This is a genomic window from Streptomyces sp. NPDC047043, from assembly GCF_040644055.1.
Lineage (GTDB): Bacteria > Actinomycetota > Actinomycetes > Streptomycetales > Streptomycetaceae > Streptomyces.
In genome coordinates, this window is the sequence record NZ_JBEYVO010000010.1 from 218,624 (window position 1) to 241,659 (window position 23,036).

Genomic DNA, 23,036 nt, shown 5'->3' on the forward strand with positions numbered 1-23,036 from the left:
GCTCCACCTGCATGGGGCGCGCGATCGGCCCGTGTCGCGGCCCGCTTCGGCCGCAGCCTGCTCGACGGGGGCGTCGAGGGGCCGCTGGGGCCGTCCCATCGGCTTGCTCCAGGGGCATCTGCCGGGAGGGCCACCCCCAGGCGGTCAGCCCCGCCGCGCGAGCATGCTCAGGCAGTTGGCGACGACGATGGCACCGATGCCCGCCCACTCCGGCCGGCCCAGGTTCTGGCCGAGGCCGACCCGGCCCACGACGGCGGCGAGCACGGGGTTGACGCTCATGAACAGGCCGAACGCCTGGGCCGGCACCCGGCGCAGTGTGAACAGGTCCGCGAGATACGGCACCGCGGAGGAGAGCACCCCGGCCGCGACGGCGCAGCCCACCGCCGCCGCGGTCGGCGGATGCCGCAGGACCACGGCGATGCCGACGGGCAGGAACATCAGGGCGGAGAGACCGGCGGCCGCCGCGGACCCCTGCGCGCCGGGGACGCGGCGGCCGACGCTGCGGTTGAGCAGGATGTACGACGCCCAGCAGCCGGCGGCGAGCAGACCGAGGCCCATGCCGAGGTAGTCGGCGGACGGCTGCGGGCGCATCAGCGTCACGACGCCCGCCGCGGCGACCACGGCACAGCAGGCGTCCACGCGGTTGCGGGTGGCGGCCAGTGCGACGGCGAGCGGGCCGAGGAACTCCAGGGTGACCGCGAGCCCGAGGCCGATGCGGTCGATGGCGCTGTACAGGGACAGGTTCATCGTGCCGAACACCAGGGCCAGCAGCAGGACCGGCTGCCACTGACGCCAGGTGAAGGCGCGGAGCCGGGGCCGTCCGACGGCCAGCAGGACGACCGCGGCGACGTACTGCCGGACCGCGACGACACCGACCGGGCCGAGCACCGGGAAGGCGAGCGAGCCGATCGCGGCACCGGTCTGGTTGGACAGACCACTGCCGACCATCGTGACCACGCCGGCGAGCCGCCGCGCCGGGCCGGTACTCGGGCTTTCGGGAACTGCGCCCTGCGCAGACGCTGAGACAGATGCGGGGGCCATGCCCCGATCGTGCTCCGGAAGATGACTTGCACAAAATGCGTGGCCCAGTCGATCCATACGCTTGAGTCATGGATGCTGGTGCCATGGATGCTCGTGTCATGGACGTGGAACTCCGGCAGCTGCGCTGTCTCGTCGCCATCGTCGACGAGGGCACCTTCACCGACGCGGCCATGGTGCTCGGCGTCTCCCAGGCGGCCGTGTCCCGCACGCTCGCCTCGCTCGAACGGACCCTGGGCGTACGGCTGTTGCGCCGCACCTCCCGCGCGGTGACGCCGACCGCGACGGGGCTGCGGGTGGTGGCGCAGGCCCGGCGGGTGCTCGGCGAGGTCGACGACCTGGTCCAGACGGCCACCTCGGGCCACACCAGTCTGCGCATCGGCTACGCCTGGTCGGCACTGGGCCGCCACACACCCGCCTTCCAGCGCCGCTGGGCCCAGGCCCACCCCGGCACGGACCTGCACCTGGTCCGGGTCAACTCCGCCACCGCCGGACTGGCGGACGGCGCCTGCGACCTCGCGGTGGTGCGCAGACCGCTGGGCGAGGACCGGCGCTTCGACTGCGCCATCGTCGGCCTGGAACGCCGACTGTGCGCCCTGGCCGCCGACGACGCCCTGGCCCGGCGCCGCTCGGTCCGGCTCACCGACCTCGCCGGACGCACCCTGCTGATCGACCGCCGCACCGGCACCACCACCGCCGCACTGTGGCCGCCGGACGCCCGCCCGGTCACCGAGGAGACGCACGACATCGACGACTGGCTCACCGTGATCTCCAGCGGCCGGGCCATCGGAGTCACCGCGGAATCGACCGCCCACCAGTACCCGCGGCCCGGCGTCGTCTACCGCCCGGTCCGCGACGCCGAGCCCATCGCCGTACGCCTCGCCTGGTGGCGCGACGACCCGCACCCCGCCACCCCCGCGGCGATCGAACTCCTCACCGCCCTCTACCGCAACGGCTGATATCGCGCGGTGACGGCCGCGAGGTACCCGCGCAGCATGACCTTGGCCTCGTCCAGGAGCTCGGCGTCGCCCTCCGCGTCCCGCCGGAACGCCTCCTGGGAGAGCGCGTCGGCCGCCAGGACCGAGGCGTGGCAGGCGCGGGCGAGGGCTTCGTCGTCACGGGCCACGCCGAGCGCGATCAGGACGCGGCGGATTCCGTCGGCCATACGGCGCTTGTGCTCGCGGTCCGCAGCGCGGGTCCGTTCGGTCAGGCCGCTGCCGAACCACAGGGCTCGGAAGCCGTGTTCGGTGCGGTAGATCCCGGCGAACGCGTCGACGAGCACGCCCACGGGGTCGTCCCACTCCTGCGCCGCCGCGGCCTCGACGAAGCCGTCCATGGCGGCCTCGAGCTTCGCGAAGTATCCGGCCGCCAGCGCGTCGATGATCGCGTCGCGGTCCGGCAGGTACTGGTACAGCGAGCCCACCGACACCTTCGCCTCCGCGGCGACGCGCGTCGTGGTCAGCGCCTCCACCCCCTCGCCGACCAGGACCCGCTCGGCCGCCTCCAGCACCCGCGCCAACCGGGCCTTGCTGCGCGCCTGTTGGGGCGTACGGCGCAGGGGAGCGGCCCCGCTGATATCCGCGGTCGGCTCACCCACGAAAACCTCCGAACCTGAACGTGACTTTGTTTCACGTTTAGGTTACGGTCCCGCACATGACCGACTCAAGCACGGCGCTCGGGCGGGAGCGGGCCGCCGTGGCGGACGCCTGCCGTCGGCTGGGGGCCGAGGGCCTGCTCATCGGCACGGCCGGGAACGTCAGTGTGCGCGTGGAGGACCGGGTCGCGATCACCGCGACCGGAGCGGTGCTCGCCGAACTCACCGAGGACCAGGTGACGGTGGTCGACCTGGACGGCAAGCTCGTGGCCGGGCAGCTCGAGCCGACCTCCGAACTGGACCTGCACCTCGGCGTCTACCGCCGCTACGGCACCGGGGCCGTCGTCCACACCCACGCCCCGATGGCCACCGCGCTCTCCCTCGTCCTCGACGAACTGCCCTGCATCCACTACCAGTTGCTCACCCTCGGCGGCACCGTCCGCGTAGCGCCGTACGCCACCTTCGGCACCCCCGAACTCGCCGGATCGGTCCTCACCGCGCTGGAGGGCCGCAGCGCCGCCCTGATGGCCAACCACGGCGCGGTCACCCACGCGCCGACCCTCGACAAGGCCGTCGAACACGCCCTGCTGCTGGAGTGGGCCTGCGGCGTCTACCAGCACGCGGCCGCGCTCGGACCGCCGCGCGTCCTCGACGAGCAGCAGCAACTCGCGGTCATCGAGGCCGCGATCGCGCGCAACTACGGCACCACCCACCCCGTACCACCCGAGCAGGAGGGAAAGCGATGAAGGTCGTCACGATGGGCGTGCACGTGCTGGACGTACTGGTACGGCCGGTGGAGGAGATACCCGAGGGCCAGGGCGCGACCCTCGTGGACGACATCCGCATGACCGCCGCCGGAACCGCGGGCGGCACCGCACTGACCCTCGCCAAACTCGGCGCCCGGGTCCGCACCGCCGGCGCCATCGGTACCGATCCGACCGGCGACATGCTCGTCCAGCTGCTCAACAGGGCGGGAATCGACACCGAGTTGCTCGTCCGCCGTATCGACACCTCCACCTCGGCGAGCGTCCTGCCCATCCGCCCCAACGGCGACCGCCCCTCCCTCCACCTCCTCGGCGCCAACATCACCTACGGCCTCGACGACGTGCCCTGGGACGCGGTCGCCGAGGCCACCCATCTGCACCTGGGCGGCCCGGAGTTGATCGGCGCGGACGTGGCGGCACGCATCCTGTCGTACGCGAAGGACCACGACGTGGTCACCTCCGTCGACCTCCTCGCCCCCGGCGAGCTCGGCACCTTCGACCAGATCGAACCGCTGCTCCCGTACGTCGACTTCCTCCTCCCCAACGACGACCAGGTGCTCGGCTTCAGCGAGGAGCAGGACCTCGTGACCGGCGCGAAGAAGCTCCTCGCCGCCGGGGCCGGTCTCGTCGCCGTCACCCGCGGCGGCGACGGCGCGCTCCTGGTCACCGCCGAGGGCACCGAGACGGTCCCCGCCTTCGAGGTCGAGGTCGTCGACACCACCGGCTGCGGCGACGCGTTCTCCGCAGGCTTCATCCGCGGCGTGAGCCTGAACCGCACCCCGCGCGAGTCGGCCATACTCGGCAGCGCCGCGGCGGCACTCGTGGCGCAGGGGCTCGGCAGCGACCACGGGGACTTCGACCTCGCGGAGGCCGACGAGTTCTCCATGACCCGGAAGACCCGCTGACGAACCCGGTAAGGACTTCGGTCTCGCCATGAGGTCAGTTGCCCCTCTTGGAAGAGTCGTGTTCGAGTCCGGCCGTTTCGTCCACGGCGACCCCGACAAGGTTCGGGATCGTCGACGCCGACCCCGAGCGGGGCGCCTTCCTGGGCCCCCTGCTCGTCTCCGCCGACCCGGACGCCGCCGCACCGCACGAGGTGGAGCCCTTCGGTCCGGCGGCGACCGTCCTCGCCCACCGCGACACCGCCCACGCCACGGACCTGCCGACGCGCGGCCGCGGCAGCCTCGCCGTTGCCCGCCCTCAAGCACGGCGGCCCCGGCCAGGCCGGCGGAGGCTCCGAGACGGCGGGCATCCGAGGCGTCGTGGAACTGATGCAGCGGAGGCGCTCCAGGCGTCACCGCGGCTGCTCGACGCCCTCCAGAGCTCCTGCAGAGCGGGTCTCCCCAATCGAGTGGTGACGGCTACGGCAGGAGCGTACGGTCGAACAGTGGACGGCACCGTTCACTGACTCCTCGTGAGGGCTCAACCCCCGAGAGTGCGACACCTATGAGCAGCAGCCCGCAGCCGGCCTCCGCATCACAGGCCACCACCCGGGAACCGGGCGGCGGCGGAAGCGGCATGGCGCTGCTGGTCATCGCTTCCTGCCAGTTGATGGTGGTCCTCGACATCACCATCGTGAACATCGCGCTGCCGCACATCCAGACCGCGCTGGACTTCTCCACCACCAGCCTGTCCTGGGTGGTCAACGCGTACACGCTGACCTTCGGCGGTCTGCTGCTGCTCGGCGGCCGCACCGGGGACATCCTCGGCAGGCGGCGCGTGTTCATCTTCGGCGTGCTGCTGTTCGCGCTGGCCTCCCTGCTGGGCGGGCTGGCGCAGAACTCCGGCCAGCTCCTCGCCGCACGCGCACTGCAGGGCGTCGGCGGCGCCATCGCGTCCCCGACGGCCCTCGCCCTGATCAGCACGACCTTCCGCGAGGGTCCGGAACGCAACCGCGCCTTCGGGGTCTTCGCCGGGGTCTCGGCGGGCGGCGGCGCCATCGGGCTGCTCGCGGGCGGGGTCATCGTCGAGTGGCTGAACTGGCGCTGGGTGCTCTTCGTGAACGTCCCCATCGCGGTGCTCATCGCCCTCGCCACGCCCCGCTGGATCAAGGAGTCCGAACGCCACCCGGGCCACTTCGACCTCGCCGGCGCGCTGACCTCCACCGTGGGCATGGTGCTGCTGGTGTACGGCTTCATCAGAGCGGCGCAGGACGGCTGGCGGGACGCGCTCACGCTGGCTTCGTTCGGTGCGGCCGTCGTCGTCCTCACGGCGTTCATCCTGATCGAGCGGCGTTCCAGCCAGCCGATCACACCGCTGCACATGTTCGCCGACCGCAACCGCGCCGGCACCTACGGCATCATGCTCAGCCTCGCCGCCGCGATCTTCGGCATGTTCTTCTTCCTCACGCTCTTCGTGCAGAACGTGCTCGGCTTCAGCCCACTGGCCACCGGGTTCGCCTTCCTCCCGGTCAGTGCGGTCATCGCCCTGGGTGCCGGGCTGGCCTCGCGGTTCCTGCCCACCTTCGGCCCCAAGCCGTTCATGGTGGTGGGGGCGATCCTCGCGGCGGCCGGCCTGGCCTGGCTGACCCTGACCGACGTCCACTCCACCTATGCGGGCAGCATTCTCGGCCCGATCCTCGTCTTCAGCCTGGGCATGGGCATGGAGTTCGTCTCGCTCACCCTCATGGCGCTGTCGAACGTCTCCGTCGAGGAGACCGGCGCGGCCTCCGGGCTCCTCAACGCCACTCAGCAGGTGGGCGGTTCGCTCGGGTTGTCCATCCTGGTCACCATGTTCGGCACGGCCAGCAGCAACGAGGCGGACAAACAGATCCCGCGCTTCCTCGCCCAGGCGACCCCCGCCGAACGCCTGCACTTCCGCCGCACGGGACAGCTGCCGTCCCCCTGGTCCGACGAGATCCTGACCGCCGGAATCTCCGCCGCGTTCGTCATGGCTGCCATCTTCACCGCCGTCGCCGCCCTGGTCGCGGTGTTCGCCATCCAGGTCCGCCCCTCCGACCTGGAACGGCTCAAGGGCGGGGCGGGGCCTGGGGCGGTCTGAGGATCGCTCGCTCCCGCTCCCGACCGCTCCCGATGTCACAGACGTCCGGGTCTGTCTCGTCTCTGCACCGAGAGGCAATTCGGGAAGCGGGAAGGTGATCGTTGTGCGGGTGTTCGTGGCAGGCGGGTCCGGAGTTCTCGGGCGGCGACTGGTGCCGCAGCTCGTGGCCCGGGGCCACCAGGTGACGGCTACGACGACGAGCGCGACCAAGCTGGGTCTGCTGGGGCGACTGGGCGCGGACGGGGTCGTGATGGACGGGCTGGACGCGGTCTCGGTCGGCGAGGCGGTCGCCCAGGCCCGGCCGGACGCGATCGTGCACCAGATGACCGCGATCTCCATGGCGCACGCGGGCAAACCCGATCTGAAGCACCCGGACCGCTGGTTCGCGAAGACCAACCGGCTGCGCACCGAAGGGACGGACCACTTGCTGGCCGCCGCCGAGGCGACCGGCGTCTCCCATGTCGTCGCGCAGGGCTACGCCAGCTGGAACGGCATCCGCCGGGGCGGCTGGGTGAAGACCGAGGAGGACCCGCTGGACCTCCTGGAGGGAACGGCCGCGCAGGCGGGCATGGAGGCGATGCGGCACGTCGAGGACACAGTCCTCGAGGCGGGCGGGGCGGTGCTGCGCTACGGCGCGTTCTACGGGCCGGGCGCCATCGACGACCAGGTCGTGCTGGTGCGCAAGCGGCAGTACCCGCTGGTGGGGAGCGCCGCCGGGTACAGCTCCTGGATCCATCTCGACGACGCGGCGAGCGCCACCGTCCTGGCCGTGGAGCAGAAGGCCACCGGCGTGTTCAACATCGTCGACGACGAACCGGCCCCGGCCAACGACTGGCTGCCGTACCTCGCCGCGTGCGCGGGGGCCAAGCCGCCGATGCGGGTGCCCAAGTGGCTGGCCCGGCTGCTCGCCGGGGACCAGGCGGTGATCATGATGACCGAGGGGCGTGGCTTCTCCAACGCCAAGGCCAAGCGTGAGCTCGGCTGGCAGCTGCGTTACCCGTCGTGGCGCCAGGGCTTCAAGGAGGAGCTGGCGTGAGTCGCACGGAGGAGTTCGAGGAGCTGAGGCCGCTGCTGTTCGCGATCGCCTACCGCATCCTCGGCAGCGTCAGCGAGGCGGAGGACGCGCTCCAGGAGGCCTGGCTGCGCTGGGAGACCACCCCGACCCGGCCCGCCTCGACCAAGGCCTATCTCTCGGCGGTGGTCACCCGGATCTCGGTCGACGTCCTGCGCTCGGCCCGCGTCCGGCGGGAGCAGTACGTCGGCCCGTGGTTCCCCGAGCCGCTGCTGGCCGACCCCTACGAGGACCCGGAGCGCTCGGCGGAGCTGTCCGACTCGCTGTCGATGGCGGCCCTGTTGCTGCTGGAGCGGCTGACCCCGCTGGAGCGTGCGGTGTTCGTGCTGCGGGAGGTCTTCGGGTTCGGCTTCCCGGACATCGCATCGGCCGTGGGGCGCTCGGAGGCGGCCTGCCGCCAGCTCGCCGTACGGGCGCGCCGGCACATGGACGCGGGCCGGCCCCGGTTCGAGGCCGACCGCAAGGAGCGCGAGGAACTGGCCGGGCGGTTCTTCGACGCCTTCCGGGAAGGAGACGTCGACGCGCTGCGGGAACTCCTCGCGGCCGACGTCCACATGGCGGGCGACGGCGGCGGCAAGGCCCCGCAGCTGGCGAACGCCGTTATCGGCTCCGAGAAGGTGGCCCGGGTACTCGCCGAGTTCGCACCGCAGATCGTCACGATCGGTGTCGTACTGGAACCGCACCAGGTCAACGGCCAGCCGGGCGCGGTCTTCCGCGACCGGGACGGCAAGGTCGTGAGCGCCATGGTGCTCGACATCCTCGACGGACGCGTCCAGACGATCCGCTCGGTGATCAACCCCGACAAGCTCGGCCACATGGGCCCGGTCGCGGACGCATGGGCGCTCCGGCGCGAGGCGGACCAGGTGCGCCGCTTCCAGGCCGACGGGGCGAGCTGACCGTGCGGCTCAGGACACCGAGGTGCCGCCCCACTCCTCCGGCGCGACGTCCGCGAGCGTCTCGGAGAACGTCCACTGGTGGCCGGCCAGGTCCTCGGCGGTGTACTGGCGCTCGCCGTACTCGAAGTCGATCGGTTCCATGAGGATGCGGGCGCCGTGCTCCCGGGCCCGCTCGCAGTGGGCCCGGGCGTCCGGCACGCGCACCGTCACCGAGTGCGTGACCTCGCCGGGGCGCGGCGGACGGCGCTCCTTGCGGACGTCCCCGACGATCACTGCCCCGTCCCCGAAGGCGAGTTGGGCGCGGTGGTCCTCGCCGATCCGCACCCGCTCCACGAACCCGAAGGCCGCGCCCAGCCAGTCGACCGCCGCGCGCACATCGGGGTAGATCAGGACGGGGATGACGGTCGCCGCGGGGATGGAGCGGTTCGGCTTCACGGCTGACTCCGAGCGGTCGCGGACGGTGTCGGGACCAGGCCGAGCCGCTGTGCGCGCAGGACCGTGCTGATGCGGTCTCGGGTGCCCAGTTTGCGGTAGATGTTCTCGACGTGCTTGTGGACCGTGCGGTCCGAGATACCGAGCCTACGGCCGATGGCCGCTGCCGTCAGGGCGTCCGTGAGCAGGAGCAGGACGGACAGCTCGCGCGGGGTGAGGGCGCAGTCCGCGGCCGGATCGACGGACGGTTCGGCCGAGCGCCGCAGGCGCTCCAGGAGCTGCCGCTGCTGCTCGACCGCCGCCAACAGCGGCTGCAGCTTCTGGGCCGCGCGGACGTGGTCGTCGGTGAAGTCCCTGCCGGAGCGGTAGATCATGCAGCCGGTTATCGGGGCCGTCGTCCGCGGCAGCGGAATCGCCAGTACGTGGTCCGCGCCCATCACCTCGCCGATCAGCCGCGCGGTCGGGCTCGAGGACCACGCGCGTCCGGCCCTGCGGCGCGCCGTGAGCGGCGCTCGGTCGGGGCCGGCCGCGTAATGGCGGGCGAAGGGATAGCCGGCGCGCAGAAGGGCCAGGTCCTCGTCGCCGAGCCGTGCGAACGCGGCGGCGACCTCGGACGGAATGCCGACCGTGCCCTCGGCCTCGTTCCAGTCGTCCAGCTTGTAGATCAGGTTCTCGCCACCGCACAGCTCCGGCAGGGCGGACGCCACCAGGGGCCACAGCCGCTCGGGATCACGTTCGTGGAGTGCCGCGACGGCCACCGACAGCCCGCGTTCGTACACATTGCCCAGCACGTTCCATCTCCGCTCGTCCGCCGCGTACGCAGTTGTACCCATACCGGCGACGTCCCGCACTGTCCCAGACTTCATACGAGCAACAGGGACGTTCTCGGATGTACTCCAGCACATCGTCGCTCCGGCGGCCACGGCGGGGGAGACCCGGCGGTTCGGTGGGGGACGGCCGGTGCTCCCTCCTGCCCCCGGAGCCCGTGCGGGCCGCCGGCGCGGGGGACCGGCGGGCCGCACGGCTCCGGGCCCCTCAGCCTTCCCGCACCGCGTCCGAGATCGACTTGACGCCGCCGTGTGCGGTGAGGCCGCCGTCCACGGGGATCTCCGCGCCGGTGATGAAGGACGACTCGTCGGACAGCAGGAACAGCACGAGCGGGACGATGTCCTCGACCGTGCCGCTGCGGCCGAGCGGCGTCTCCCGGACCGTCGCCTCGACGAACGCGGGGGTCGCGGCGGCCGTCATCTCGGTCTCGATGTAGCCGGGGTGGACGGTGTTCACGCGGATGCCCCGCGGCCCCAGCTCCATCGCCGCGATCTTCGACACCCCGCGCAGCGCCCACTTGCTGGCCGTGTACGCCACCGGGTAGTAGCCGGTGAGCGCTGCGGACGAGCCGACGTTGACGATCGACGAGCCGGGCGGCATCAGCGGGGCGAGGTACTGGATGCCCAGCAGCGGCCCGGTGGTGTTCACCGCCTGGACCTGCGCGAAGTCCTCCGGCCGCACCTCGCCGAGCCGCTCGCGCCGGATGACGCCCGCGTTGTTGACCAGGCCGTGGACCTCGCCGTACGACTCCTTCAACTCCGCGGCCAGCTCCGCCCAGTCGCTCTCGCTGCTGACGTCCAGCCGCCGTACCTCACCCTCGGTCCGCACATCGGTGGCGACCACCCGAGCACCCGCCCGGGCCAACGCCGCCGCCTCCGCCGCCCCTTGGCCCCGGGCCGCGCCGGTGACGACGACGACCTTCCCGGCCAGACGCTGTGTCCGATTCATGCCGGACAACGTAGTGCCGCCGTCCGAGCTCCCCTCCCACCCGCACTGCCACCTCGCTGAACTGCGCCTTTCGAGTCGGTTCGAAGGCCGTTGAGCCCCTTGCGGCAGACCCCGCACGCTGAAGACGTCCACTCGCCGACCTACGGCGGGCTACGAACAGCAAGCGACGATCGGGGGATTCACATGGCGTACCTGACATGGCTGGCGGACATAGGACGGCGGCGGCCGGCGGCCTGACGTCACAGCCGGGCGGCTCCCAGCCAGGCGGCCACGGCGGCGAGCACCAGCAGGGCGATGTTCAGCCCGATCACCCGGACCTCGCCGCGCGAGACGTGGACCACGATGCCCCCGACCTGGATCAGGACGAATCCGATCGCCGCGGCGACGGCGAGCCCGGGCGCGATCCCGGTCAGCGGCGGCAGGACCAGGCCCGCCGCACCGAGGACCTCCAGCGTGCCGATGCCCCTGACGACCGGCATGGGGATGCGGTCGACCCACCCCATCATCGGCCGGAGCTGCTCCTGGCTCTGCAGGACCTTCTTGCCTCCGGCGTAGAGATAGAACACCGCCAGCAGCACGGCGAGTATCCAGAACGCAACGTCCACACCGACCCCCAACACGACAGTTACCAGGCGTAAGTTGCCTCATCATGAGTGACTGTCGGGGGGCTTACAAAAGGCACACGCGTGTGCGCTAGGCACAGGGGGTTGTCATGCCGCAGCAGTACCAGCACACCTGCATGATCCGGGGCGACGGCGGGCGGACGATCCGCGCTGTGCTCGACCGGATCTGCGACAAGTGGACGCTGCTGATCGTCGCGACCCTCGAACAGGGACGCCTGCGCTTCACCGATCTGCAGCGTCAGGTCCCCGGGATCTCGCAGCGGATGCTCACGCTGACCCTCAAGAACCTGGAGCGCGACGGCCTGGTGTCGAGGACGGCCTACGCGGAGGTCCCGCCGCGCGTCGAGTACGAGCTGACCCCCACCGGGCAGAGCCTCATCCCACCTGCGCTCGCCCTCGCCGGCTGGGCGATGGAGCACATCGCGGAGATCGAGGCCAGCAGGGCAGCCTACGGCGACCGGGCCGGATGACCCCGCACTCGGGGTCATCCGGCAGTACGCCTGACCAGCGCGGCAGTTCGAGCTCGTAGTCCGGATCCGCTGCATGTAACCGGTGTCGTCGCGCGTGCGCACCCCCGACTCCACATACAGCCGGTGCAGCCGCTCCAGCGCCTCGTGGTCCAGCTCCACGCCCAGCCCGGGACCGGTCGGGACCCTGACCTCGCCGTCGCGGAACTCCAGCACCCCGGGGCGGATGACGTCGTCGGCGAAGTTCCACGGGTAGTGCGTGTCGCAGGAGTGGGCGAGGTTGGGGATGGCCGCCGCGACATGGGTCATGGCGGCGAGGCTGATGCCCAGGTGCGAGTTGGAGTGCATGGACAGGGCGAGCCCGAACGCCGCGCAGACGGCGGCCAGTTCACGGGTGCGGCGCAGTCCGCCCAGTACTGGTGGTCGGTGAGGAGCACCTGGATCGCGTCCTGTTCGATCGCGGGCTTCAGATGCTCCCAGGCGATCACACACATGTTGGTGGCGAGGGGGAGCGGCGAGTCCTGCGCCACCTGCGCCATGCCTTCGATGCTCTTGGTCAGGCCCTCCAAGTACTCGAGTACGCCGTCCAGTTCGCGGGCGACATACTTCGACGTCTCCACCGTCCAGGCCGTGTCGGGGTCGAGCCGCAGCGGCTGCCCGGGGAACGCCTCCGCCAGCGCCCGGATCGCGGCGATCTCCTCGTCCGGCGGAAAGACACCCCCTTCAGCTTGAACGACCGGAATCCGTACCGCTGTTGCATCAGCCGGGCCTGCTCCACGATCCCCGCAGGATCCAGCGCCTCGCCCCAGTCGTCGCCGATCGCCTCCCGTCCGTCGAGCGCGGGGAGCACGCCGTCCGGAGCGTCGAACGACGGCGCGCGGGACGTTGTGCGTTCCATCGAAGGGTTGAATCCGGTCCGGGCCTTCGGGCGACGCGGGCAGCGGCCCTGCCGGGCGAGACTTGCCGCGCTCGCAAAGGATCACCGAGGAGAGGACCCCCACCATGTCCACGGACTTCAGCAGGCGCCGGCTGCTCGCCGCAGGCGCGGGCGTCGCGCTTGCCGGTGCCGCCGCCGGCACCGCATCGGCCGCACAGGGCGCCGGGAGCTCCGGGACGTCCGCCTTCGGCGTGCGTGAGGAGACGCGCTCGCTCGACGAGCTGTACGAGGCCGCGGTCGCCGAGGGCGGCAAGCTCGTCCTCTACCAGGGCGGCGACGTCGACAGCCAGGCCGCCGGGACGCGGGCCGCATGGGCCCAGCGCTTTCCCGAGGTCGAGCTGACCGCCGTCGTGGACTACAGCAAGTACCACGACGTCCGCGTCGACAACCAGCTCGCGACCGGCACCCTGGTCCCCGACGTCGTCCAGCTGCAGACCCTCCAGGACTTCACCCGCTGGAAGCGCGAGGGCAGGCTGCTGCGCTACAAGCCCGCCGGGTTCTCCGAGGTCCACCAGGGGTTCAAGGACCCGGACGGCGCGTGGACCGCGATCCAGGTCATCGCCTTCAGCTTCCTGTACGACATCGCGGGGGCCGGCGCGGGCGCCCCGAAGTCCCCGCAGGACCTGGTCGACTCGCGCTGGAAGGACGCCATCGCCTCGTCCTACCCGCACGACGACGACGCGGTGCTCTACCTCTTCTCGCTGTACCAGAAGGCGTACGGCTGGGACTGGGTGGCGCGGTTCGCCGCGCAGAACCCGCAGTTCGCCCGCGGCTCCAACAGCCCGTCCGTCGCGGTCGGCGGCAGGCAGAAGACCATCGGCGTCGGCACCAGCGGCAGTCCGGTCTCCACCTCGACCACGACCAAGTGGGTCCTGCCCGAGGGGCACCCTTTCATGGCGTGGGGCCAGCGGGCCGCGATCCTGAAGCAGGCCGCCCATCCCGCCGCCGGCAAGCTCTACCTCAACTGGGTGCTGTCCGAGGAGCGGCAGAAGGGCAGCTTCAACGGCTGGTCGGTCCGTATGGACGTCACGCCGTCGCCGGGTCTGAAGCCGGTGTGGGAGAACCCGGACGCGCACGTGGACGGCTTCCCGCGGTTCATGGAGGACCGTGCCGCGATCGAGCGGCTGAAGCAGACCTTCGCCCTGTACTTCGGCGAGGTCAAGGGCGACCCCTCGCCGGGCTGGCTCGGACTGCACCCCGGGCGCTGACGCCCGCGCGGGACAGCGGGCTCCCCGGGGGCTTACAAAGGTCACACAGGTCGCGGCATACAATCTGCACACTCTTGTCGCATCCGACCGGCCCGCCCCCAGGGAGCCGCCGCCGTGCCCGCCAACGCCCTCGCCGTCCGCCGGCCGTCCGCCTCGGCGCGGCACCTTCCGCACCTGGTCTTCCTGGTCGCCGTCGCCGGCACGCTCGTACGGCTGGTGCACCTGTACAACGAGCTGTGCTGGTCCATCGCGCCGCCCACCGCCGCACTCGCCCTGCTGTACGCCGCCGGGCTCGCCCGGTGGGACCGGCTGGGCCGCCGGGGGCTGCCGGTCTGGCTCGGGCTGCTGTTGGTGCTGTGGACGTGGGTGGCCTGGAAGCTGCCGGCGCCGCTCGCGTTCGGATACGCGTGGCTGGCCGTGCCGTTGGCCGTCGTCGCCGTACGGATGCCGAGCCGCGCCGGGCGGGCGGTGGCCCTCGGCGCCATCACGGCGCTGCTGCTTGCTTCGCTCGTGCGGATCGGCGGCGGCCCCGACCCCGATGTGCTGGCGCCTCCGGTCGCCGCCGTCTGGGCCACCGTGCTCCTGTACCGCAACCAGCAGCGACTGACGACCGAACTGGCTGCCACCCGGGGCGAGTTGGCCGTGCGGCAGCGGGAGGCCGGGCGGCTCGCCGAACGGGCCCGGATCGCCCGGGACCTGCACGACACCCTCGCCCAGGAACTCTCCGGCAGCCGCATGCTCCTCCAGGCCGCCGAGCGCGACTTCAACCGCAACCCCGACGCCGCCCTGCGGCAGGTGCGGGCGGTCTCCGAGGCGCTCGGCGCGCACCTCGAGGAGACCCGCACCATCATCAGCGACCTCACCCCGCCCGCCCTGGAACGGGACGACCTGGACACGGCACTGCGCGAGCTGTGCACCCGCCCGCAGCCGACCGCCGCGGCACCCCGGATCACCTTCCGCACACAGGGCGAGCCGTTCCCGCTGCCCGCCGAACAGGCCGTGACCCTGCTGCGAGTCGCCCAGGGCCTGCTGGCCAACGCCTGCGAGCACGCCGGGGCCACGCACATCCACGTCACCCTCGCCTACCGGGACGGCGCCACCGCGACCCTTGAAGTCCGCGACGACGGAACGGGCTTCGACCCGCACTCCACCCTCCCCAAGGCCACCGACCGCGGCTTCGGACTGGCCGCCGCCCGCGACCGGCTGAGCACCCTCGGCGGCACGCTCGTCGTCGACAGCGCACCCGGACGCGGCGCCCGCATCCGCGCGGTCCTCCCCGTCGACGAGCGCATCCTGATCGGCGCCCGGTGAGCGAGGACGCCCCGCCGCTGCGGGTCATGATCGTGGACGACCACACTGTCGTACGGGCCGGACTGCGCGCCCTGTTGGAGGGCGAGCCCGGCTTCGACGTCGTCGAGGAGACCGGCGACGGCAGGCAGGCCGTGCGGCTTGCCGAGCGCCTGCGGCCGGACGTGGTCCTGATGGACCTGCGCCTGTCGGACGCCGGCGCCGCGGACGACGGCTTCGGCGGCATCGAGGCCACCCGCCGCATCACCGCCGCGGCGCCCGGCGTCAACGTCGTGGTGCTGACGAGCTCCAGCGGCCGGGGCGATGTCGTACGGGCCGTGGAGGCGGGCGCCCGCGGCTACATCCTCAAGGCGGGCCCGCCCGAGGAACTCTTCCGCGCCGTACGCGCCGCGGCCGCGGGCGGCATGGGCCTGGCCCCGGAAGCCGCCGCCCGCCTCGTCGGCACCGCAGCCGACGCGGGCCCGGTCCTCAGCGACCGCGAGATCGAGGTCGTAGGCCTCCTCGCCCAGGGCCACAGCAACAGGGCCATCGCATCGGCCCTCTTCCTCACCGAGGCCACGGTCAAGACCCACCTCGTGCGGATCTACCGCAAGCTCGGCACCGAGAACCGGGCAGGCACGGTCAGCGAGGCCGTGCGGCTCGGACTGCTGGAACTGGACGGGCAGTTGTGACGGGCGTGCGCCCCGAACCGGGACCATGGCCGCAGCGCCGGCAGTCGGTGCGGCCGGGTGCGGAGCGGGCTCGGCTTCGAGGCGGCGGCCTGCCGCTGATCCGGCGCTCGAACCCGACGCGTCCCGAGACTCACCGGATGCCGTGCGTGCGCGCACCCGCGGCCAGTGCGGTCGCGCTCAGTACGGCGACCGCCAGCAGGTAGTACGCCGGTGAGACGCGTGATCCGGTCGTGGTGACCAGGGCCGCCGCGATCGTCGGGGTGAAGCCGCCGAAGACGGCGACCGTGGTGTTGTAGCTGAAGGACAGGCCGGTCGCCCGCGCCCGCACCGGGAACACGTCGGACATCACCGAGGGCAGCGCCCCGAAGTACGCCGCCTTCAGCGGACCGAGAGCCGCCATGCAGAGGGTGAGGGTCAGGAACGACGGCGAGGTCGTGAGCCACACGAACAGCGGGACCGCGGCGGCGCCGATCAGGAGGGCGGCCGGCAGCATGATGCGCAGCCGGCCGTACCGGTCGGCGAGCAGGCCGACGAGTGGTGTGCCGAGGGTGAGGATCGCGCCGGTGACGAACAGAGCGACGTAGGAGAGGGAGTCGTCCAGGCCCAACTCCCGTATGCCGAAGGTCGGCAGGTACTGGAGGATGAAGTTCAGCGCGGTCGACACCACCAGGACACCGCCCGCGATCAGCAGGCCGCCCCGGTGGTCGCGGAACACGGTGAGGACGGGGGAGCGCGGTGCGCGTTCCTGGTTCAGCGCCGGGGACTCCTCGACGTAGCGGCGCACGAAGTAGCCCACCGGCCCGATCAGCAGTCCGAACACGAACGGCACCCGCCAGCCCCACGACGTCATCTGTGCGTCCGACAGCATCGCGGTCAGCCCGGCCGCGAAACCCGCCGCCAGCAGTGTCGACAGCCCCTGGCTGGCGAACTGGAAACTGCCGAGGAACCCCTTGCGCGCCGCGTTCTGCTCGACGAGGAAGGACGTCGCCGCGCCGAACTCCCCTCCCGCGGCGAAGCCTTGGAGCAGCCGGGCCAGGACGATGCCGACGGTCGCGGTGATGCCGAGCGTCCCGTAGCCCGGCATGAACGCCATCAGCAGCGTGCCTACGACCATCAGCCGGATGGACAGCATCAGCGCCTTCTTGCGCCCGCGCCGGTCCGCGTACGCACCCAGCACCAGCCCGCCGACCGGGCGGATCAGGTACGTCACCCCGAACACCGCGTGGGTCTGGACGAGTAACGGGAGCGATGGCCGACTTCCGGCGGGCGCATCCGGACGTCACCTTCCGCCTGGACATCGTGCACCGCCAGGAGGCGACCCGGCGGGTGGCCGAGGGCATCGCCGACGTCGCCGCCACCTATGCGATGGGCCCGCAGCACGACGTGCGGGTGGAGTGCGCCGTCGTCATCCCGGTCGCGGCGATCGTCCCGGTCGGGCACGGGCTGGCGGGGCGGGAGCGGATCACCCTCGCCGAGCTGTGCGCCCACCCGCTCGCGCTCGGCTCGGCCGGCACCAGTCAGCGTGAACTGTTCGACATCGGCGCCCAGTTGGAGGGACTCACGGTCCGGCCCGCCCTGGTGTGCGACGCGCTCGCCCCGCTGTACGAGTTCGTGCGCTGCGGCGGCGGCATCGCCCTCGTCGGTGATCTCGGCGACCTGGACGAGGGCACCGAGGGCGTCGTGCACGTACGGGTGGACCACCCGGTCTTCCGGCAGCGCGAGGCCCAGGTCCGGACGATGCTCGGCCGCCGACTCGCGTGGGCGGCCTCGCAGTTCACCGAGCTGCTGGTGTCGCGGCTCGAGCGGCGTTCCTGAGACTCACGCGGGCCGTACGGCGATGCGGATCGCCGCCTCCCCGGCGTTGTGGATCGACTCCTCGCGGATGACCGAGCCCGGGCCGGGCGCGTGGATCATCATGCCGTTGCCGGTGTAGAGGCCGACGTGGCTGAAGTTGTCGTGGAAGAAGATCAGGTCCCCGGGCCGGCTCTCGGCGAGCGGGATCACCGTGCCGGTGCTCGCCTGCTCGGACGTGGACCGCGGCAGGGCGACCCCGGCGGCCCTCCAGGCGGCCTGGGTGAGACCGGCGTTGTCGTACGACTCCGGCCCGACCGCACCCCACAGGCAGGGCCTGCCGATCTGCGCCTGCGCGAAGGCGACGGCCCGGTCGGCCTTGGTGCCGATGGGCGTCTGCGGCGCCGGGACACCGGTGTCGAGCACCGACGGCTGCTGCGCGCGCCAGTCCTGGGTCATGGGTATGCCGGTGTCGAGGACCGTCTGCTCCTGCGGGCGCCACTCCCGCGTCATGGGCACGCCGGTGTCCAGAACCGTCTGCCCCTGCGGGCGCCACTGCTCGGCCATCGGCACGCCGGTGTCGAGCACCGACGGCTGCTGCAGCCGCCACGCCTCGTCGGCCGCACGGCGGGCCTGTTCCTGCGCCACCGGGTCCTGCCAGCCGCCCTGGGCCGGCTGCGCCTGCACGACGGCCTGCTGCGCCGTGGTCGCCCAGGCGGGCTGCGGCTGCTCGATCGCCGCGAGCGGCGCGCTCTGCTGCACGGCCGTCTGCCAGGTGTCCTGGGCCGGTCGCGGGTCGAGGACCGGGCGCGGCAGCGAGGTCTGCTGGGCGGTGTAGCGGTACAGCAGCTCGCTGGCGGCCGCGATCTTGCGCTGGCTCTCCTGCTTGGACTTCCGCAGCGAGGACTGCTTCGACTCGGGGGCTGCGGGCAGGGCGGGGGCGGTCTCCTGACGCGGGGCCGGCACGGCGGGGAGCGCGGTCGCGGGTCCGGCGGTCAGCTCGGCGACCGGACGGCGGGCGCCTGCCGCGGGCAACTGGGGCAGGGCCCGCGCGGCAGCCTCCAGCTCACGGCCGGTACGGCCGTCCCCTGCGCGCTCCGCCGGACGCGCGCGCCGGGTCTCGGCCGGGCGGGCCGGCGTGCGATCGGACGGCAGCACCGCCGGCACCGTCGGGCCCAGCGAGGCCCGCGCCCCGTCGAACCACTGCCTGGTGACGTTGTCGAGGTCGGGATCCGAGCGCCTGCCCCCGCCCGCAGGGGTGACGCGGCCGCGCTTGGCCGCCTGCTGGATGCGGGTCAGGTTGTGTTGGCCGGTGTCGTCCTCGGCCCGGTCGTACAGGCTGCTCACGCGCTGCCGGACGTCCTCGCGGCTGGGTCCCTCGTCCCCCGTGAGCGGTGCGGCGTCGGCGGTCTGCGACAGCAGCGCCACCGAGGTGAGGGCCGCCGTGGCGAGGGCGGAGTTGCGCATACCGGGGAGGCCAGTGCCTCCAGGACGCGACGATCGTTCCGGCGCCATGGGAGCCGTACTCCTTCCGTACTCCGCCTACCGAGTTAGCTGTCGGGTTCGGGCGGTCGTTCCGGAAGGATTGCCCTACGGCCCTTGCCCCGAAGGGCAGTTGGGCCGATTCACCCCATGATTCGGTTGGGTCCCCGGCTCCGGCTGCCCACACAGGCGCACCGGACTCGGCGGAGGCCGCGCTTCCCGACGGGGTTCGCCGGAGTGACTCGAGCGGCCTGATGCCAAGCTAGCCAACTTGTGCGGCTCGTGTGAAGGTTGAAGGGCGGAATGTCCGATACGCTTTTGTGACCTTCGTCTTGATGCGCCGTCAGATCCGCCCCTTCATATACGCACGGAGTCCGGGCGGCGACGGACTGTCGCGGCCCGGACTCCGGGACGTCAGGATCGCGGGTGGTCGGCGCCGGCCGCGCGCTCGGCGTTGCGCTTCTTGATGCGCGCCCCCTCCTTGCGGACCTCGGCCTGGGTGGCGCGCTCCTTCACCAGCCACTCGGGCTGCTCCTGCTTCAGGGCCTCGATCTGCTCGGTCGTCAGCGGCTCCGTGATCCCGCCGCGGGCGAGACCCGAGATGGAGATGCCCAGCTTCTCCGCGACCACCGGGCGGGGGTGCGGACCGTTGGCCCGCAGCTCGCGCAGCCACTGAGGCGGATCGGCCTGGAAGGCGTCGAGCTGGGCGCGCGAGACGACACCCTCCCGGAACTCGGCGGGGGTGGCCTCGAGGTACACACCCAGCTTCTTCGCCGCGGTCGCGGGCTTCATCGTCTGGGTGGTCTGGTGCGACTTCATGCCGTCCAGGGTAACGAGCGCGTGCGGGCCCGCCGACCACGGCCGGTAACCTGGCGGAATGCCAGGCTCGGAAGCACCCCCAGTGTTCCGGCTTGCGTACGTCCCGGGGACGACGCCCGCCAAGTGGGTGCGGATCTGGAACGAGCGCCTGCCCGACACCCCGCTGACCCTCCTCGCCGTACCGGCCGCCGAGGCCTCCGGCGTGCTGCGCGACGGTACGGCCGACGCGGGGCTGGTGCGGCTGCCGGTGGACCGTACGTTCTTCAGCGCGATCCCCCTCTACACCGAGACGACGGTGGTCGTGGTCCCCAAGGACCACGTGATCACGGCGGCGGACGAGGTGACCCTCGACGACCTCGCCGAGGAGGTCGTCCTCCACCCCCTCGACGACGTCCTCGACTGGGACCGGCCGCCCGGCGAGCCCGCCTTCGAGCGCCCCGCCACCACCGAGGACGCCGTGGAACTGGTCGCGGCGGGCGTCGGCCTCCTGGTCGTCCCCCAGTCGCTGGCCCGCCTCCACCACCGCAGGGACCTCACCTACCGGCCGGTCGTGGACGCCCCGCAGTCGGGCGTCGCCCTGTCGTGGCCGGAGGAGGCCACCACGGACATGGTCGAGGACTTCATCGGCATCGTCCGCGGCCGCACGGTCAACAGCTCCCGTGGCCGACAGTCACCGTCGGCTCAGCCCCAGGACAAGGCCGGCCAGCCGCGCCGTAAATCCGCGGCTGCGAAGACGACGCCGAAGGCGAGCGGAAAGACGACCGGGAAGGCGACCACCCGGAACCCCCGCGGCGGTACGGCCGGCTCCAAGGGCGCCAAGCCCGCCAAGCGCGGAAAGCCGCGACGCAGGTCGTAGGCCGACGTCCGGCAGGCTCACCCGGCGGGGTCGACCAGGCCGACCAGCTCGGTCCGGTCGGCCGGCCCGAGTTCGACCGCCCTCTGTGCCGCGTGCCGGTCGGCCGCGCCCCGTTCGCCTGCCGTCTCCGCCGCCGACCGTTCGGCCAGTGCGTTGACCGCGGTGTTGAACCGCTCCATGGACGCGGGACGGTCCGGGCCGAGGACGTACTCCTTGAGGACGCGGCGGTGCGCGGCCATCGGGTCGTGGTGCGGTTCGCGGACCGAGCCCAGGATCTCCGGCAGCCGGGTGCACTCGCGGTCGAGGAGATAAGCACCTCCGGCAGTGGTGTACGCGGCCCGGAACTCCTCGTCGGGCAGGCCCAGCGCGTTGGTCAGCACATACGGCTTGAGACTCGCGACGAAGTCGGCGACCACCGAGGAGACGTCGCTGATCAGGACGTCCGCCTGGTTGAAGCAGTCGTACAACGTCGGCAGCTGCTCGGTGATCACGTGGTGCCGGACCGGGCCCGAGCTCTCCCAGAAGAGCCGGTGCCACTCCGCGCGCAGCTCGTGCCACTCGGCCGCGCCGCCGCGGTCGGGGACGCGCGCGTCACGGGTCTGCTGGACGTAGTCGCCGTCGTGCTGCCCCGACACCTCGTCGAGCCGGGCCCGGATCTCCGTCAACCGCCGTTCGGCCGAGGCGAGTTGAGCCCCCACGGGCTCGTGCCGCTCGTTGGCGGCGGCGAGCAGGTCACGCACGGCCCGGTCCGCGGCGGCCGCCTCGGCGGAGCGGCGGCCGGTGAGCGGGTGCGGCTTGTAGATGACGCGGACGTTCTGCGCGAGAAGCTGCTCGACGAGAGTCACGCCCATGGGGATCAGGGAGGTGTGGCAGTCGTCGTCGCTCCAGCCCTCCCAGGTCGGGGCGTACAGGACGGCCGGCAGCGGTCCCGGGGTGTGATCGGCGTGCAGCCGGATCGGCGCCAGCTGCGGGCGGCCCACCTCGACGATGGCCTCGTCGCTGATGGCGTGCCGCACGCGTTGGTAACGGTCCCGTCCGGCCCGTCCGGCCACCCAGATCTCGTCGTACACCTTGCTGACACGGTTGCTGCTGGCGAGCTTGTCGCTGTCGCCGTGGCCGATGAAGACGTGCTTGGCCTCGGCGACGCGCAGCATGTGCACGTTCTTGCCGGCGTTGCCCGGATACAGGACGACCCGGACGTCGGGCAGGTCCAGCTCGGCCAGGTCGTCCGCCTTCGGGACGCAGACGACCGGGATCCAGGTGCGGCTGAGATGCCGGAACGAGGCATGCTCACGAAGGATGATCAAGGGCCGCCGGTCGAGTTGCTCGAGCGTCTCGATCCACATGTTGACCTGGTACATGAAGTCCCGGGAGACCGCGGCGAAGCTGAAGTAGAGCGCCACTTCGGGCCGGTACTCGGCCAGTTGCCGGTTGACCTCGCCGATCGCGTCCTCGCGGCGCGGCATCCGGCGGGCCGCCCGGAACTGTCCCCACAGCGCCAGCACCGCCGCCACCGCCAGCCCCGACGTGAGCGCGTAGCCGATGCCGGCCGGGTACCACGTCCCGGTGGCCAGCGCGGTGAGCAGTCCCGCGTGGGCGGGCAGGTCGAGATGGAGCAGCTTGCGCAGGAACCGCCGGTAGAGGAGGTCCGGCGGGCTCTGTGGGATGCCCGCCCCGCTCATGTCGAGATTGCGTACGACGACGGGAAGCATCCGGCGGCGCCGGATGGCGTGGTGCAGTGCCGAGTACAGCATCACCATCGTGAAGTGGGCGGCGAAGACGGCGAGCCCGACGACCAGGACCGGATCCGGCGCGTCCATGCGGTTGGCCAGGGCGAGCAGCATCACCGATCGGACGGCGAACCGCAGGGTGCGGTCGAGCTGCAGGGCCGCCAGCCGGCGCACGAAGCCGGGCGCCCGGGTGTGCAGCACCTCGTCGGCGACATAGCTCGCCGCCGACGCCGCGGCGAAGCCCCACAGGGACGGCAGCAGCGCGAAGACGGGCAGTGCCGCGAAGCCCGCTCCGAACAGGAAGACAAGCAGCAGGTCGGCCTTCCCGCGCACACGCAGGACGCCGCACCACCAACGAACGGTCGTGAACAAAATTCCCCCCCAGGAATCGCATTGCGGCAGCGCCGCCGATGTTCGCCAGTTCGACATGAGGAGGGGGTGAATGGTTGTACACCTGACGGACAGCGGGTGTTCACTTTCGGGCCTTCAAAGTTTGCGCAAGGCGACAACCATTACACTCGCCAACCCAGAACCGCTCATGCGGGCGCGATCGGCTCGAGAGCCGCCGCGGG

The 23,036-nt window shown here is 72.1% G+C and carries 21 protein-coding genes, 2 pseudogenes and 1 riboswitch; of the genes and pseudogenes, 12 read left to right on the forward strand and 11 right to left on the reverse strand.

The window, feature by feature from the left end; translation table 11 throughout:
- Positions 1–144: 144 nt before the first annotated feature.
- A complete protein-coding gene (locus ABZ880_RS17895) occupies positions 145–948 on the reverse strand; it encodes an EamA family transporter (RefSeq protein WP_361263484.1) in 804 nt (267 codons plus the stop codon).
- Positions 949–1,139: 191 nt separating this feature from the next.
- Here ABZ880_RS17895 and ABZ880_RS17900 point away from each other — a divergent pair, with 191 nt between their 5' ends.
- A complete protein-coding gene (locus tag ABZ880_RS17900; protein ID WP_361263487.1) occupies positions 1,140–1,997 on the forward strand; it encodes a LysR family transcriptional regulator in 858 nt (285 codons plus the stop codon).
- On the opposite strand, the gene ABZ880_RS17905 is transcribed toward ABZ880_RS17900, so the two are convergent.
- Complete coding sequence (locus ABZ880_RS17905) at positions 1,982–2,635, reverse strand: TetR/AcrR family transcriptional regulator (RefSeq protein WP_361263248.1); 654 nt, start codon at positions 2,633–2,635, stop codon at positions 1,982–1,984. The two genes, ABZ880_RS17900 and ABZ880_RS17905, sit on opposite strands and share 16 nt — an antisense overlap.
- 56 nt (positions 2,636–2,691) lie before the next feature.
- Here ABZ880_RS17905 and ABZ880_RS17910 point away from each other — a divergent pair, with 56 nt between their 5' ends.
- The 5 genes from ABZ880_RS17910 to ABZ880_RS17930 all read left to right on the forward strand — a co-directional run bounded on the left by ABZ880_RS17910 (position 2,692) and on the right by ABZ880_RS17930 (position 8,364).
- On the forward strand, positions 2,692–3,378 hold the full coding sequence (locus tag ABZ880_RS17910) for a class II aldolase/adducin family protein (protein ID WP_361263251.1): 687 nt from the start codon (positions 2,692–2,694) through the stop codon (positions 3,376–3,378).
- Positions 3,375–4,301, forward strand: a complete 927-nt coding sequence (locus ABZ880_RS17915) for a carbohydrate kinase family protein (RefSeq protein ID WP_361263254.1) — start codon at positions 3,375–3,377, stop codon at positions 4,299–4,301. Before ABZ880_RS17910 ends, ABZ880_RS17915 begins: the two co-directional genes overlap by 4 nt.
- Before the next feature lie 541 nt (positions 4,302–4,842).
- Positions 4,843–6,396: an MFS transporter gene (locus ABZ880_RS17920; protein WP_361263257.1), complete on the forward strand. Its 1,554-nt coding sequence runs from the start codon at positions 4,843–4,845 to the stop codon at positions 6,394–6,396.
- Positions 6,397–6,490: 94 nt separating this feature from the next.
- On the forward strand, positions 6,491–7,432 hold the full coding sequence (locus ABZ880_RS17925; RefSeq protein WP_361263260.1) for an NAD(P)-dependent oxidoreductase: 942 nt from the start codon (positions 6,491–6,493) through the stop codon (positions 7,430–7,432).
- Complete coding sequence (locus tag ABZ880_RS17930) at positions 7,429–8,364, forward strand: RNA polymerase sigma-70 factor (RefSeq protein WP_361263263.1); 936 nt, start codon at positions 7,429–7,431, stop codon at positions 8,362–8,364. Before ABZ880_RS17925 ends, ABZ880_RS17930 begins: the two co-directional genes overlap by 4 nt.
- Positions 8,365–8,373: 9 nt before the next feature.
- Here the strand turns inward: ABZ880_RS17930 and ABZ880_RS17935 are convergent, their stop codons facing one another.
- From ABZ880_RS17935 to ABZ880_RS17950, 4 genes are all read right to left on the reverse strand, one after another.
- Entirely contained in the window at positions 8,374–8,799 is a 426-nt protein-coding gene (locus ABZ880_RS17935; RefSeq protein WP_361263266.1) for a VOC family protein, read from the reverse strand.
- Entirely contained in the window at positions 8,796–9,629 is an 834-nt protein-coding gene (locus ABZ880_RS17940) for a LuxR C-terminal-related transcriptional regulator (RefSeq protein WP_361263490.1), read from the reverse strand. Before ABZ880_RS17940 ends, ABZ880_RS17935 begins: the two co-directional genes overlap by 4 nt.
- Before the next feature lie 202 nt (positions 9,630–9,831).
- The gene (locus ABZ880_RS17945; RefSeq protein ID WP_361263269.1) at positions 9,832–10,572 is read right to left on the reverse strand and encodes an SDR family oxidoreductase; all 741 of its coding nucleotides are present in this window, start codon (positions 10,570–10,572) and stop codon (positions 9,832–9,834) included.
- A 239-nt stretch (positions 10,573–10,811) separates the two neighbouring features.
- On the reverse strand, positions 10,812–11,177 hold the full coding sequence (locus tag ABZ880_RS17950; RefSeq protein ID WP_361263272.1) for a DoxX family protein: 366 nt from the start codon (positions 11,175–11,177) through the stop codon (positions 10,812–10,814).
- A 107-nt stretch (positions 11,178–11,284) separates the two neighbouring features.
- Between ABZ880_RS17950 and ABZ880_RS17955 the strand changes: the two genes are divergently transcribed.
- The gene (locus ABZ880_RS17955) at positions 11,285–11,665 is read left to right on the forward strand and encodes a helix-turn-helix domain-containing protein (protein WP_361263275.1); all 381 of its coding nucleotides are present in this window, start codon (positions 11,285–11,287) and stop codon (positions 11,663–11,665) included.
- A 34-nt stretch (positions 11,666–11,699) separates the two neighbouring features.
- On the opposite strand, the pseudogene ABZ880_RS17960 reads toward ABZ880_RS17955, so the two are convergent.
- Positions 11,700–12,500 (reverse strand): annotated as a pseudogene (locus ABZ880_RS17960) (enolase C-terminal domain-like protein); the annotation flags it as partial.
- A gap of 164 nt (positions 12,501–12,664) precedes the next feature.
- Here ABZ880_RS17960 and ABZ880_RS17965 point away from each other — a divergent pair.
- The 3 genes from ABZ880_RS17965 (at position 12,665) to ABZ880_RS17975 (ending at position 15,786) form a co-directional block, all read left to right on the forward strand.
- Positions 12,665–13,807 (forward strand): ABC transporter substrate-binding protein, encoded by a 1,143-nt coding sequence (locus tag ABZ880_RS17965; RefSeq protein ID WP_361263277.1) that lies wholly within the window; start codon positions 12,665–12,667, stop codon positions 13,805–13,807.
- 114 nt (positions 13,808–13,921) lie between these two features.
- Positions 13,922–15,118 carry a sensor histidine kinase gene (locus ABZ880_RS17970; RefSeq protein ID WP_361263280.1) on the forward strand — a complete coding sequence of 399 codons (1,197 nt, stop codon included), beginning with the start codon at positions 13,922–13,924 and terminating at the stop codon, positions 15,116–15,118.
- 26 nt (positions 15,119–15,144) lie between these two features.
- Positions 15,145–15,786, forward strand: a complete 642-nt coding sequence (locus ABZ880_RS17975) for a response regulator transcription factor (protein ID WP_361263492.1) — start codon at positions 15,145–15,147, stop codon at positions 15,784–15,786.
- Between the two features lie 130 nt (positions 15,787–15,916).
- On the opposite strand, the pseudogene ABZ880_RS17980 reads toward ABZ880_RS17975, so the two are convergent.
- Positions 15,917–17,008, reverse strand: a pseudogene (locus ABZ880_RS17980) (MFS transporter); the annotation flags it as partial.
- 26 nt (positions 17,009–17,034) lie between these two features.
- On the opposite strand from ABZ880_RS17980, the gene ABZ880_RS17985 reads away from it, so the two are divergent.
- Positions 17,035–17,601, forward strand: coding sequence for a LysR substrate-binding domain-containing protein (locus ABZ880_RS17985; protein WP_361263283.1), 567 nt, complete (start codon positions 17,035–17,037; stop codon positions 17,599–17,601).
- Between the two features lie 3 nt (positions 17,602–17,604).
- Here the strand turns inward: ABZ880_RS17985 and ABZ880_RS17990 are convergent, their stop codons facing one another.
- Both ABZ880_RS17990 and ABZ880_RS17995 read right to left on the reverse strand, forming a co-directional pair.
- The gene (locus tag ABZ880_RS17990; protein ID WP_361263286.1) at positions 17,605–19,044 is read right to left on the reverse strand and encodes an NlpC/P60 family protein; all 1,440 of its coding nucleotides are present in this window, start codon (positions 19,042–19,044) and stop codon (positions 17,605–17,607) included.
- Between the two features lie 56 nt (positions 19,045–19,100).
- Positions 19,101–19,275, reverse strand: a riboswitch (cyclic di-AMP (ydaO/yuaA leader).
- A 198-nt stretch (positions 19,276–19,473) separates the two neighbouring features.
- Entirely contained in the window at positions 19,474–19,878 is a 405-nt protein-coding gene (locus tag ABZ880_RS17995) for a DUF5997 family protein (RefSeq protein WP_361263289.1), read from the reverse strand.
- Between the two features lie 58 nt (positions 19,879–19,936).
- Here ABZ880_RS17995 and ABZ880_RS18000 point away from each other — a divergent pair, with 58 nt between their 5' ends.
- Positions 19,937–20,734 (forward strand): LysR family substrate-binding domain-containing protein, encoded by a 798-nt coding sequence (locus tag ABZ880_RS18000; RefSeq protein WP_361263292.1) that lies wholly within the window; start codon positions 19,937–19,939, stop codon positions 20,732–20,734.
- Positions 20,735–20,751: 17 nt separating this feature from the next.
- Here the strand turns inward: ABZ880_RS18000 and ABZ880_RS18005 are convergent, their stop codons facing one another.
- Entirely contained in the window at positions 20,752–22,797 is a 2,046-nt protein-coding gene (locus tag ABZ880_RS18005) for a hypothetical protein (RefSeq protein WP_361263295.1), read from the reverse strand.
- Between the last annotated feature and the right edge of the window lie 239 nt (positions 22,798–23,036).